The following is a 14,236-nucleotide window of genomic DNA, read 5'->3' as shown; positions in this document are numbered from 1 at the left end:
CTCAAAGTAATCTTACTACATGAAAGCTATTTTTTCTATTGTATTCTTTTTTATCTTCTTTTTAATCAATTCCCAAAACCTTCAATTAGAACAAATAATGAAAGGCGATGGTTTTATTGGTAATCAACCCGATAATCAACGTTGGTCGATTGATGGAAGTACGGTTTATTTCGATTGGAATCCTAAAAATGAAATGGGAAATAGTACCTACTATTGGAAAATAGGAATGAAAGAACCAGAAGTTCTTCCGGAAGGAGATTTTGACTTTTCTGATATTAATATTCCATCACAAAACGATTATGAAATAGTTTATTATGCAAAAAGAGGTAATTTGTATGCTTATGATAGAAAAACAAAGAAAATAAAAAAAGTATATCTTTCAAATGAACGAATATACGGAGTAGAAAGAGGTACAAATCCAGATATTGTTTTTTTTCAAATGAATCGCAATGTCTATCAATTAAATACAAAAGATTTTTCGGTTATTCAAATTACTAATTTTAGAACAGGTTTAAATTCGGAGAAAAATGAGAAAAGTCAAAGTTATTTAGAAAAACAACAAGAGGAGTTATTTCAATTTGTAAGAGATACAAAAGCAGAAAATGATTGGTTCGCTGAAAAATACAAAAACAATACTTCTGATTTGCCAAAATCTATTTTTTATGGTGATGAATCGTTAGAAGAATTACAACCTTCACCAGATGGAAAATTTGTTACATTTCGATTATCTAAATATACAACTTCTAGTTCAACAAATGTTGAACATTTCATAACAGAAAATGGGTATACAAAAAACGAATCGGCTCGTTCAAAAGTTTCTGTAAAGAATTTAAGCAAGCATAAAATGGGAATTTATAATGTCGAAAAGGATACAGTGTATTATGTGTCGTTTTCCAATTTAACCGGCATAAAAGATTTTCCTACTTATTATAATGAATATGATGATTTAAAAGACAAAGAAAAAGAAGAGAAATTAATTGTGATGACTCATCCTATTTATAACAAAATTGGAACTAAAGCAGTTTTTGAACTTCGAAGTCAAGATAATAAAGACAGATGGATAGTGCTGTTAAATTTAGATTCTAATGAAATCACAGAATTAGATTATCAACACGATGAAGCTTGGATAGGTGGTCCAGGAATACCAAATTATTCTTTTGGAAGAGGAACTTTAGGTTTTTTGAATGATAATCAAACCATCTATTTTCAATCAGAAGTTTCTGGTTACTCTCATTTATATACTTTAAATTTAAACTCAAAAAAGAAAACCCAACTTACTTCTGGAAATTGGGAAGTAAGAGAAGCGTCACTTTCGCTTGACGGAAAATCTTTTTATCTTACTACAAATATCAATCATCCTGGAAATAGAGAATTCCATAAATTAGATATAGCTTCTAAAAAACTAACTCCTATTTTAAATGCAGATGGAGCTTATGAAGTAGTTTTATCTCCAGATGAGAAAAAAATAGCAGTTCGTTATTCTTATAAAAACAAGCCTTGGGAATTATATATCGCAGATAACAAACCAAATACTTCTTTAAAACAGATTACTTTTTCTACCACTCCAGAATTTAATACTTACCAATGGAAAGTTCCTGAAGTAATTACTTTTAAAGCAGAAGATGGAGCAAATGTTAATGCAAGGCTTTATAAACCAAAAGCAGAGAATAAAAACAAAGCTGCTGTTATTTTTGTACATGGAGCAGGTTATTTACAAAATGCGCATAATTATTGGAGTTCTTACCATAGAGAATATATGTTTCATAACCTTTTGTCTGATTTAGGCTATACAGTTTTAGATATCGATTACAGAGGAAGTGATGGCTATGGAAGAAATGTTCGCACAGGAATTTATAGATACATGGGAGGTTTAGATTTATCCGATCAATTAGATGGTAAAAAGTATTTAGTAGAAAATTTAGGTATAGATACCAATAAAGTAGGTATTTATGGTGGTTCTTATGGTGGTTTTATAACATTGATGGCCTTGTTAACAAAACCTACTGAGTTTAAAGCAGGAGCAGCTTTACGTTCTGTGACGGATTGGGCACATTATAATCAAGGATATACAGCAAATATTTTAAATTTTCCAGAAACCGATTCAATAGCTTATAGAAGAAGTTCACCTATTTATTTTGCTGAAAATTTACAAGATAAATTGATAATGCTTCATGGTATGGTTGATGATAATGTGCAATTTCAAGATGTGGTTCGTTTATCACAACGTTTTATAGAATTAGGTAAAAAGAATTGGGATTTGGCTGTTTTTCCTGTAGAAGAACATGGCTTTAAAGAAACATATTCTTGGATAGATGAGTATAGTAGAATACTAAAGCTATTTAATGAAACGTTATTGGATAAGTAAACGGATGTTAAATTTTGGCTTTCTTTTTGTTAGTAGATAGTTGTACCTTTATAATTAAAACAAAACATCATGATTTATAAATTAATTTTTTTCTTTTTTAGTATGTCAATTTTTTCATGTAATTCTACAAAAGAAGTGTCTACTACTGAAAAAGAAGTAAAAGAGAGCAATGAATTGCAAGGTGAAGATTTAGTAATAAAAGAAATTTATTATCAAAAATGGATGGCTGGTATTAAAGGAGGAGGAAGTGGGATTAATTTACATTTTACTTTAGAGAAAAAATTAGAAAGAGGAATAAATATCTACAAAATACAAATTGAAAATATTGAAACCACTACTATTAAGAAAATAGATGAATTAAATTATGTTGCTAGCTTTGAAACTAAGCAGAACGATTTAAATTTAGACGAAGATCCTTTAAAAGAATATGGGAACGAAGCTCCAAAACAAAAAACAACTAACCTTAAGAAAGGACAAGTAAAAATCTTCTTAATGAAAGACAGCAAAACATTTTATAAAATAATTGATGATGTTAAAGAAAAACCTACGATTGCCTATCCTTCAATGAAGCCACAAAACAATGATGAATAAACAAAAGAATTAATTACTTTTGCCTTAATTTAGAAAGCATTACAATTGAGTTTATATAAAAAATTATTTAAACAAACAGCTATTTATGGTTTGGCAACTGTTATACCCAGATTGCTCAGTTTTGTATTAAATCCATTATACGTTTATTATTTACCTAATAAAAGTCAAATGGGAGAAGTATCAATTATTTTCTCCTACTTAATTTTTTTTAATGTAATACTTTCCTATGGAATGGAAACAACATTTTTTAGGTTTTACAATAATGGGGCAAATAAGAAATCGGTTATTTCAACAGCCATGATTTCTTTGTTGTCTTCCACTACTCTATTTTTATTTATAACTTTATTTTTAAAAGATAATATAGCCAATTGGACTGGTTTTAAAGTAGATTATATAGTATATGCTATTTTAATTTTAGCATTAGATGCTTTTGTAATCATTCCATTTTCAAAATTAAGAGCAGAAAATAGACCAATGAAATATGCATTCATAAAAATTATGAGTGTTGCCATTAACTTACTACTTAATATTTTCTTTCTCGTTGTTTTACCAAAATTAGAAAGCTCTTCTAGTTTAATGAATAGTATATATATCGCTGATTTTCAAATTGGATATATCTTTATTTCTAACCTTATTGCAAGTTTATTTACATTGTTAATTTTACTTCCTATTTATTTTAAGTTGAACTGGCAATTTGACGTTACGCTTTGGAAAAAAATGATAAGATATGGTTCTCCTATTTTAATAGCAGGAATTGCCTTTGCGATTAATGAACATTTCGATAAAATTCTTTTAGAATGGAAAGGCACTTCCTTGTCTGATATTGGGGCGTATTCAGCTTGTTATAAAATAGGAATGTTTATGGTGCTTTTTAGAACTGCTTATACATTAGGAATAGAACCTTTCTTTTTTAGTCATGCCAAAAATGAAAATGCGCCACAAACTTATGCTGAAATCACAAAGTATTTTGTAATATTTGGTTCTTTTATAAGTTTAGGAATTATAGTTTTTGCAGATATTTTAAAATTGGCTATTGTACCTAATCCTATTTATTGGGACGCTATGATAATTGTTCCTTTAATTGTAATTGCCAATTTTTTTTTAGGAATATATACCAATCTTTCTGTATGGTATAAATTGATTGATAAAACTAAAATTGGAGCTTATATTTCCATAGTTGGAGCAATAGTTACTTTGCTACTTAATTTCTTCCTTATTCCAGTTCTTGGATATGTTGGTTCAGCAATTGCAACTATTTTTGCTTATGGTATAATGATGCTGATTTCATATTTTTTGGGTCAAAAAAAGTATCCTATTCCTTATGACAAAAAAAGAATTAGCTTGTATTTAGGACTTTCAATAGTGCTGGGAGGCTTGTCTTTTTATGTTCCTATATTTAGAAGCACTTATATTTTTGGTATACTAAGTTTATTAATTTTTAGTTACTTTGTATATCGAAATGAAAAACAACTCTTTCTTACAATCATAAAACGAAACTAATGCAAATTAAAATCATCAATAAATCACAGCATTCTTTACCTAATTACGAAACAATTGCTTCAGCAGGAATGGATTTGAGAGCAAATTTAACGGAACCAATAACTTTAAAATCATTAGAAAGAACGATTGTTAAAACCGGACTTTTTATAGAACTTCCTATTGGTTATGAAGCACAAGTTCGTCCTCGTAGTGGATTGGCTGCAAAAAAAGGAATTACAGTTTTAAACTCTCCAGGAACAGTAGATGCTGATTATAGAGGGGAAATAGGAGTTATCTTAGTCAACTTATCAAATGAAGATTTCACCATTGAAAACGGAGAACGTGTAGCTCAATTAATAATTGCCAAACATGAGCGTGCCGAATGGCTGGAAGTTGAAGTATTATCTGAAACTTCTCGTGGTGAAGGAGGATTTGGAAGTACTGGGGTGAAGTAAAAATTCCTGCGAAGGCAGGAATCTCGTGAATTGAAATACATTTTTTGAATAGTGATAAATAGGATTCTTGCCTTTGCAGGAATAAGAATATGAAATTATGGTATATTTATATAATGACTAACAAACCACAAGGGGTTATTTATATTGGTGTTACCGATAATTTACATGAACGAGTTAAAGAGCATAAATTGAAAATTCATCCAAATTCTTTTACAGCTAAGTATAATTGTGATAAACTAGTTTATTTTGAAGAATGGAATGATGATTTTGAAGCCACTCAAAGAGAAAAGCAATTTAAAAAATGGAAAAGAGATTGGAAAATTAAATTAATTGAAGATATGAATCCATCATGGATGGATATTAGTAAAAATTGGAATTTCAATTTCAATAAAATAAGAGAATAAAGTTTAACTAAAAAGATACCCGCTTTTTCGGGCATGAAAAAATGAAAATAATAGTTCCTATGGCAGGACGTGGTTCACGTCTTCGTCCACATACATTAACCGTTCCAAAACCATTAATTCCAGTTGCAGGTAAGCCAATAGTTCATAGATTAGTAGAAGATATCGCGGGTGTTTTAAACCAGCCGATTGAAGAAGTAGCTTTTATTATTCATGAAAGTTTTGGCAAACAAGTTGAAAATGATTTAATAGAAATTGCTCAGAAGTTAGGTGCAAAAGGAACTATTTATTATCAAAATGAAGCACTTGGTACTGGTCATGCTATTATGTGTGCTAAAGATTCTTTAAGTGGTTCTGCAGTTATTGCTTATGCAGATACATTAATTCGTGCCGATTTCGATTTAGATACAACTGCGGATAGTGTTATTTGGGTAAAACAAGTAGACAAACCAGAAGCTTTTGGTGTAGTAAATCTGAATGCTAATGGTGAAATTGTAGAATTGGTAGAAAAACCAAAAGAATTTGTTTCTGACTTAGCCGTTATAGGTATATACTATTTTAAAGATGTAGCTATTTTAAAAAATGAATTGCAATCAGTGTTAGATAATAACATTATTCATGGAGGAGAATACCAAATCAATGACGGAATTAAGCAAATGATGGAAAAGGGCATGAAATTTGTACCAGGAAAAGTAGATGAATGGATGGATTGCGGAAACAAAGATGTTACTGTTGAAACAAATACTAGAATGTTGGGTTTTTTACACAATGATGGAGAACATTTAATAGATTATGATGTAAAAAAAGAGAACTCAACTATTATTCCTCCTTGTTACATTGGTGAAGATGTTGTTTTAATTAATGCTACAGTTGGACCAAATGTTTCTTTAGGGAAAGGATGTCATGTAATTGATTCAGAGATAAAAAACAGCTTAGTACAAACGCACGCCCATATTAAGAATGCCAAATTAGACAATGCTATGATAGGAAATCATGCTAGTTTTGATGGTAATTTTAAAAGTATAAGCATAGGAGATTATTCCGTTTTAGAATAAATAAATTTTATGAGTAAATTAAAAAAACAATTCTTTTTTATTTTATTGATTACTTTAAGTAGTCAACAAATAGTATTTGCTCAAGAAAACCCTGAAGATATAGCTTTAGCAGAAGATAAAACGGAAAATAATTTTTACGAAGGGTTGAAACAAAGAGCCATTGAAAATTATGACAAAGCAATAGTAGCTATTGAAAAATGCATCAACAGTGATACTACAAATCCTGTTTTTTATCATGAACTAGGTAAAAATTATTTAGATTTAAAGCAATATCCACAAGCAGAGCAAGCCTTTCAAAAAGCTGTAGATTTAAACCCTAAAGAACGTTGGTATTGGAATGGATTATATGATGTGTATTACCAATCTAAAGATTATCAAAAGTCGATACCTGTGGTTATAAAGTTAATTGAGTTTGATCCAAATATGAAAGAAGACTTAATTTCTTTGTATATGTATACTAATCAAAGAGAAAAAGCTTTAGAATTATTAATGGAAATGGAAAAAGAAATGGTTTTAAGTAAAACCATGGAATTTTATAAATTAAAGATCCAAGAATCAAATGAGTATGCTAAACCAGAGAAAAACGACCTAGAAAAAGCAATTGAAAAAAATCCGAAAGAAGAACAGAATTACATCGAATTAATGATGTTGTATTCTAATAGTAATCAAGAAGAGAAAGCCTTTGAAGTGGCAAAAAAATTAGCAAAAGAAATTCCAAATTCAGATTGGGCGTTAGTTAGTATATTTAAGTTTTATCTTTTAGACAATAAAGGGAAAGAAGCTTCTGATGCATTACTCACCGTTTTAAGAAATGATAAAGTAGATATGAAAATTAAGCAACGAATGCTTAATGAATTTCTATTATTTGTAGTAAAAACAAACACATTTGAACCTGAATTAATGCAAGCTGTTGATTACGTTTCTTCTGATACAACTATTAATTCGCCATTAGAAATTGGTAAATTTTATTTCAATAAACAACTTTATGACAAAGCAATTGTTTATTTGGAAAAAGGATTAAAAAAAGACCCTGAAGATTTTAACACAGTTGTTCTCTTGATAAAAAGCTATGAAAATATTCAAAATTTTGAAAGTTTAGCAAAACTAACAGAAGATTATATCGATTTATTTCCTACACAGGCTAACCTATATTATTATGCAGGTTTATCAAATAATAAATTGTCAAATTATAAAAAAGCAAAAGGATATTTAGATACTGGATTAGAGTTCTTAGTAGAAGATGTCGATTTGGAAATGCAATTCTATATACAATTAGTTGAAGTATTTAAAAATTTAGGAGATAAAAAGAAAGAAGAATTTTATTTGTTAAAAATAAAAGAATTAGACAAAAAAAGAAAATAATGAGAAAGCTGTTTTCCTTGTTACTAATTGTGTTTATTTTTTCTTGCAAAAGTAAAAAAACAATTACAGAAGAAGGTGTTGCAAATAAAGAATTATCAAGTATAAAGATAATCCAAGGTCACTATAAAAATAATAAAGATTTTAATACGATTGCCATCAGAGCTAATGCAAAGTATAGTGATGATAGTCAATCTCATTCTGTAAATGCAGATATAAGAATTAAAAAAGATGAAATCATTTGGATTAATGTAAAAATGTTAGGTTTTCCTTTAGCCAAAGTACTGATAACTCCAGAAAAAGTGACTTATTACGAAAAAATAAACAACACTTACTTTGAAGGAGGCTTTAGTGTATTAAGTAATTGGCTAGGAACCGATTTAGATTTTTATAAAGCACAAAATTTATTATTAGGAAATCCTATTGATGATCTTACTAAGCAGAAATATGAAACTATAATAGAAAATAATCTTTATAAATTATTTGAAAAAGGGAAAAAAGATATACAAAAAGAATTCTACTTTGAAGCCTCTAATTTTCTATTAAAAAAAGAAAATTTAAGTCAAGCTAATGAGAATAGAAAACTGGAAATTAATTATCCTTCTCATCAAAAACAAAGAGATATTTTTATACCAAATGAAATTCAGATAAAAGCAATTCAAAAAGAAGAGATTAATATTGCGCTATTCTACAAAAGTATTACTTTTAATGAAGATTTGAACTTCTCTTTTTCAGTTCCAAATGGATATGAAATGGTTAAAATAGATTAATTATACATACAAACAAAAACAAATTAAAATGAATCGATTAATTATTTTATTATTCTTTTTCTTTACATCTATTGGTGCATTTGCTCAATTAACGGAGCAACAAAAATTAGAAAATCGTAAAGAAGAAATTAATAAAGAGATTGCTGCTTTCAAAGCCTTATTAAAAGTTGAAAACAAAAAAGAAAAATCGGTTTTAAGTCAAATTGCAGAACAAAATGCAAGGATTCGTTTAAGCGAACAATTAATTAGCACTACTGCTAAGCAAATGCGTTTGTTAGATGATGATATTTATCTAAAACAACTAGAAATTAATAAACTTAATAGAGAATTAAAAATTCTTAAAGAGGATTATGCTAAGATGATTGTAAAATCATATAAAAGCAGAAACGATCAAAGTAGAATTATGTTTGTTTTATCTTCTCAAAATTTTTTGCAAGCTTATAAGCGAATTCAGTATATGAAACAATATGCTAGTTTTAGGAAAATGCAAGGAGATGAAATTGTTGAAAAACAAGAAAAATTAGCTGATGCTAAGAAAAAACAGGAAGCAAGTAAAAAAAATAAAGAAAAAGCACTAGCACAAAATCTTGCAGAAAAGAAAGAACTTGAAAGTCAGAAAGTGGAGCAAGAAAAATTAGCTAAAGAATTACAAAAAAACAAAAAGAAATATAGCTCAGAAATTGATAAAAAAGAAAGAGAGCGAAAAGAAATAGATAGAAAAATTAAAAAGTTAATTGCAGATGCTATTGCAGCAGCCAATAAGAAAAATGAAAAGAAAACAGGAGTTAAATCATCTGGTTCTTCCTCAAAATTTGATTTAACACCAGAAGGTAAAATAGTGTCAGATAATTTTAAATCAAATAAAGGAAAATTACCTTGGCCAGTAGAAAAAGGGTATATACAATTAAAATATGGAAATTATCAAGATCCTATTCATAAAAATGTAACGCATTTAAATAGCGGAATTGAAATAGCTGCTCTTTCAGGAAGTAATGCTAGAGCTATTTTTGATGGTGAAGTATTACAAGTGCAAAAAATTAATGGAGACAAAAAAGCTGTTTTTATTAGGCATGGGGATTTTATTACAGTTTATTTAAATTTAGAGACAGTTACTGTTTCAGTAGGAGATAAAATTACTATCAAACAGAATTTAGGTAAAATAATGTCAGATGATTCTGGAAAAACCATATTAAAATTTATGGTTTACCAAAACGCAAACACATTAAACCCTGAGCAATGGTTGTCAAACAAGTAAAAATCATTAAACTTTAACAAAAACGGCAAAAAAGTTGTAACCAATTTAACAAAGAGTAGCTGTATATTTGTAGTGGTTAATAGCAGTAATTTTTTCTACTCGAGAAAAAATTTGAAAAGCCGAAGTGTAGACTTCGGCTTTTTTCATTTTAAAAAGGTATTTGTAAGATAAAATTTTAACAAAAACGGCAAAAAAGCTGTATCCAACTTGACATTGAGTAGTCGTATATTTGTAATGGTTAATAGCAGTAATTTTTTCTACTCGAGAAAAAGTTTAAAAGCCGGAGTATTCACTTCGGCTTTTTTCATTTTAAAAAATATTTGTAAGATAAAACTTTAACAAAAACGGCAAAAAAGTTGTATCCAACTTGACATTGGGTGGTCGTATATTTGTAATGGTTAATAGCAGTAATTTTTTCTACTCGAGAAAAAGTTTAAAAGCCGGAGATTCACTTCGGCTTTTTTCATTTTAAAAAATATTTGTAAGACAAAACTTTAACAAAAACGGCAAAAAAGCTGTATCCAACTTGACATTGATTGGTCGTATATTTGTAATGGTTAATAGCAGTAATTTTTTCTACTCGAGAAAAAGTTTAAAAGCCGAAGTATTCACTTCGGCTTTTTTCATTTTAAAAAATATTTGTAAGACAAAACTTTAACAAAAACGGCAGAAAACTTGTGTACAACTTAACATTGAGTAGTTGTATATTTGCATTAGTTAATAGCAGTAATTTTTCCAAATTAAGGAAAGGGTAAAAATTATTAGGCCGAATTTCTCATTTTCGGCCTTTTTTTATGCTTAAAAATAAGCGCAAAAAACTTTAACAAGAAAGGCAAAAAAATTGTATCCAACTTAACATCAGAGGAGCGTATCTTTGGTGTTAGTTAATAGCAGTAAATTTTCCAAATTAAGGAAAAGGGTAAAAATTAAAAGGTCGAATCATCTCAGTTCGACCTTTTTTTATACCAAAAAGTCATGAAAGACATTTAAAGAAGCAAAACTTTAACAAGAAAGGCAGAAAAGTTGTAATTAACTTAACAATACTAATCCGTATATTTGTAGTGGTTAATAGCAGTAATTTTTTCTACTCGAGAAAAAATCTAAAAGCCGAAGTAAACACTTCGGCTTTTTTCATATCTTAGAAATAAGTTCTAAAGCTTTATTAATCGTTTTTACGTTATCAAAAGTTAGTAGTAAACGCAATCCACTTTTAGTTTGTTTTTCTTTCATTTTACAAATGTTTCCATTTTGTTGTACAAATTGTACTACTTTCATAAAACGATTACTCTGATAGAAGTTACTTTGTTGGTCACTAATAAAATAACCAATCATTTTACCTTGCTTAATTACTATTTTTTCTAAACCAATTGCAGTAGCTCTCCATTTTAAACGCACACTATTAAGTAAAGCAACTGCTGGTTTTGGCAAGGCTCCAAAACGATCTATTAATTTTTGTTCAAATCGTTCTAATGTGGTTTCATCTTTTATAAAACTTAATTCATTGTATAAGTTTAAGCGTTCCGTAATATTATTGATATATTCATCTGGAAAAAGAATTTCAAAATCCGTATCAATTTGAATATCTTTTACAAATTCTTTGGTTTCTACATCATTATCCTGAGGATATAAATCAGCAAATTCATTTTCTTTTAATTCTTCAATAGCTTCATTCATGATTTTTTGGTAGGTGTCAAAACCTATTTCATTAATGAAACCACTTTGTTCTCCTCCTAATAAATCACCAGCTCCACGAATTTCCAAATCTTTCATAGCTATATTAAATCCGCTACCTAATTCACTAAATTGCTCCAAAGCCTGAATACGTTTTCTAGCATCTTCAGTCATAACAGAGTAAGGAGGTGTTATAAAATAACAAAATGCTTTTTTATTACTTCTTCCCACACGACCACGCATTTGATGTAAATCGGATAATCCAAAATTATTTGCATTATTAATAAAAATAGTATTAGCATTGGGAACATCTAAACCACTTTCAATAATAGTTGTAGCTACTAATACATCAAATTCTCCTTCCATAAAAGCGAGCATTAATTCTTCTAGCTTTTTTCCATCCATTTGACCATGACCTATTCCTACTTTTGCTCCAGGAACTAATCGTTGTATCATTCCAGCTACTTCTTTAATATTTTCTATTCGATTATTAATAAAAAATACTTGACCACCACGTTCAATTTCATAAGAGATAGCATCTCTAATAATTTCTTCATTAAAAGAGACCACTTGTGTTTCTATAGGATAACGATTTGGTGGAGGAGTTGTAATCACCGATAAATCTCTCGCTGCCATTAAAGAAAATTGCAGTGTTCTAGGAATAGGTGTTGCTGTAAGAGTTAATGTATCTACCGTTTCGGAGATAGTTTTTAATTTATCTTTTACATTAACTCCAAATTTTTGTTCTTCGTCAATAATTAATAAACCTAAATCTTTAAACTTTACATTTTTATTTACTAATTGGTGTGTGCCAATAAGAATATCTAATTTCCCTTCTTCAAGTTGTTCTAAGGTTTCTTTTTTTTGCTTGGCAGTTCTAAAACGATTTAAATAACCTACAGTTACTGGCAAGTCTTTTAAGCGCTCCGAAAAGGTTCTGTAATGTTGGTAAGCCAAAATAGTTGTTGGCACCAAAATAGCCACTTGTTTACTGTTATCAACGGCTTTAAAAGCAGCTCGAATAGCTACTTCTGTTTTTCCAAAGCCTACATCTCCACAGACCAATCGATCCATTGGTTTGTCACTTTCCATATCCATTTTTACATCATGAGTGGCAGTAACTTGATCTGGAGTGTCTTCATAAATGAATGAACTTTCTAATTCTTTTTGCAAATAACTATCTGGTGCATAAGCATATCCTTTTTCTAGTTTTCTTTTGGCATATAATTGAATTAGATTAAACGCAATGTGTTTTACACGTGCTTTTGTTTTTTGTTTTAAAGCTTTCCATGCATTACTTCCTAATTTGTATATTTTAGGAGGAGCACCGTCTTTGCCATTGTATTTTGATACTTTGTGTAAGGAATGAATACTTACATAAACGATATCATTATCGGCGTAAACTAGTTTTATAGCTTCTTGTTTTTTACCTTCTACATCAATTTTTTGTAAACCACCAAATTTACCTATTCCATGATCGATGTGTGTTACATAATCGCCAACAGATAAAGAAGTTAGTTCTTTTAAGGTAATGGTTTGTTTTTTAGAATAGCCATTTTTAATGCTAAATTTATGATAACGCTCAAAAATTTGATGATCTGTATAGCAAGCTACTTGTAATTCTTCGTCTATAAAGCCTTGGAACAAAGGAAAAACAATAGTTTTGTATTGCTTGCGAGTGGTTTCATGTTGTTCCGAATCGATATCTTCAAAAATATCATGAAAACGAGCCGCTTGATTATCATTGGAACAAAATAAATAATTGGTGATATGGTTAGCATGATTATCACTCAAATTATTCAATAGTAAGTCAAATTGTTTATTAAAAGATGGTTGAGGTTGAATATGAAATTCAATTTTTTTTTCTGATTTAAAAAGCGGTTTTGTATGTAATTCTACTATTGAAAAGTCTAAAGCTTTGTGTAAAAACTGTTTTTCGTTTACAAATAATTCTTCTGGTTTGGCATGTTTAATATCAGTAGAGAGTTTGCCAAAAGCTTCATTTGCTTTCTCAAATAATTTATTTAATTGCTGTCCTAGTGCTTCTGTATTTTGTATAAATAGTACTGTTTTTTCGTTGATGTAATCTAAAAAACTTTCTCTATTTTCTTCTAAAAGTTTGTTTTCAACATTTGGTATAATACTAATTTTTTTCAGTTTTTCAACTGATAATTGCGTTTCTACATCAAAACTTCTTATACTATCTACTTCGTTACCAAAAAACTCAATACGATATGGATGATCATTGGAAAAAGAGAAAACATCCACAATTCCACCACGAACTGAAAATTCTCCTGGTTCGGTAACAAAATCTACTCTTTTAAAGTTGTATTCAAATAGCGTTTCATTAATAAAATCGATAGAAACCTTGTCGTTTACACTAAGTTTTAGTGTGTTTTTTTCTAATTCTCTACGAGTAACTACTTTTTCGAAAATTGCATCTACATAAGAAACAATGATAGCTGGTTTTTTTCTAGAATTAATTCGGTTTAAAACTTCGGCTCTAAGAAGTACATTGGCATTATCTGTTTCTTCAATTTGATAAGGTCTTCTGTATGAACCCGGATAAAACAACACATCTTGATCGTTTATTAATTGTTCTAAATCGTTCAAATAATAAGCAGCTTCTTCTTTATCATTAAAAAGTAATAAAAAAGGCAATTCCGATTTTTTAAAAATGGCATGAATGACAAATGAAAACGATGATCCTATGAGTCCAGTTACATTTACCTTTTTTCGATTTAAGATACATTCAGAAATTTGAGAAATTTTTGGCTGTTTCTCATATTTTTGGATTATTTCAGAAGCTTTCAAGTCTTGTTTGTATGTTTAAAA

The 14,236-nt window shown here is 29.0% G+C and carries 10 protein-coding genes; 9 read left to right on the top strand and 1 reads right to left on the bottom strand.

Translation table 11 applies throughout. The features are described 5' to 3' along the window. Positions 1 to 19: 19 nt before the first annotated feature. The 9 genes from ACULEV_RS16710 to ACULEV_RS16670 all read left to right on the top strand — a co-directional run bounded on the left by ACULEV_RS16710 (position 20) and on the right by ACULEV_RS16670 (position 9,730). Positions 20 to 2,365, top strand: a complete 2,346-nt coding sequence (locus ACULEV_RS16710; protein ID WP_445456183.1) for a S9 family peptidase — start codon at positions 20 to 22, stop codon at positions 2,363 to 2,365. Positions 2,366 to 2,434: 69 nt separating this feature from the next. Continuing rightward, complete coding sequence (locus ACULEV_RS16705) at positions 2,435 to 2,956, top strand: hypothetical protein (RefSeq protein ID WP_445456182.1); 522 nt, start codon at positions 2,435 to 2,437, stop codon at positions 2,954 to 2,956. Between the two features lie 45 nt (positions 2,957 to 3,001). Continuing rightward, entirely contained in the window at positions 3,002 to 4,456 is a 1,455-nt protein-coding gene (locus ACULEV_RS16700; protein ID WP_445456181.1) for a lipopolysaccharide biosynthesis protein, read from the top strand. Further along, positions 4,456 to 4,890 carry a dUTP diphosphatase gene (gene dut, locus ACULEV_RS16695; protein ID WP_445456180.1) on the top strand — a complete coding sequence of 145 codons (435 nt, stop codon included), beginning with the start codon at positions 4,456 to 4,458 and terminating at the stop codon, positions 4,888 to 4,890. Before ACULEV_RS16700 ends, dut begins: the two co-directional genes overlap by 1 nt. Before the next feature lie 89 nt (positions 4,891 to 4,979). Then, positions 4,980 to 5,294, top strand: a complete 315-nt coding sequence (locus ACULEV_RS16690; RefSeq protein WP_445456179.1) for a GIY-YIG nuclease family protein — start codon at positions 4,980 to 4,982, stop codon at positions 5,292 to 5,294. 41 nt (positions 5,295 to 5,335) lie between these two features. Beyond that, entirely contained in the window at positions 5,336 to 6,346 is a 1,011-nt protein-coding gene (locus tag ACULEV_RS16685) for a sugar phosphate nucleotidyltransferase (RefSeq protein ID WP_445456178.1), read from the top strand. A 9-nt stretch (positions 6,347 to 6,355) separates the two neighbouring features. Next, positions 6,356 to 7,708, top strand: coding sequence for a tetratricopeptide repeat protein (locus ACULEV_RS16680; protein WP_445456177.1), 1,353 nt, complete (start codon positions 6,356 to 6,358; stop codon positions 7,706 to 7,708). Continuing rightward, the gene (locus ACULEV_RS16675) at positions 7,708 to 8,475 is read left to right on the top strand and encodes a DUF4292 domain-containing protein (RefSeq protein ID WP_445456176.1); all 768 of its coding nucleotides are present in this window, start codon (positions 7,708 to 7,710) and stop codon (positions 8,473 to 8,475) included. Before ACULEV_RS16680 ends, ACULEV_RS16675 begins: the two co-directional genes overlap by 1 nt. A gap of 28 nt (positions 8,476 to 8,503) precedes the next feature. Next, positions 8,504 to 9,730: a murein hydrolase activator EnvC family protein gene (locus ACULEV_RS16670; protein ID WP_445456175.1), complete on the top strand. Its 1,227-nt coding sequence runs from the start codon at positions 8,504 to 8,506 to the stop codon at positions 9,728 to 9,730. Between the two features lie 1,131 nt (positions 9,731 to 10,861). Here ACULEV_RS16670 and mfd read toward each other — a convergent pair. After that, complete coding sequence (gene mfd / locus ACULEV_RS16665; RefSeq protein WP_445458559.1) at positions 10,862 to 14,170, bottom strand: transcription-repair coupling factor; 3,309 nt, start codon at positions 14,168 to 14,170, stop codon at positions 10,862 to 10,864. Positions 14,171 to 14,236 lie beyond the last annotated feature (66 nt).

This window comes from Flavobacterium sp. HNIBRBA15423 (genome assembly GCF_052655965.1).
Note: the sequence above shows the minus strand (reverse complement) of the source record. Positions and strands in the feature narration are given on the sequence as shown.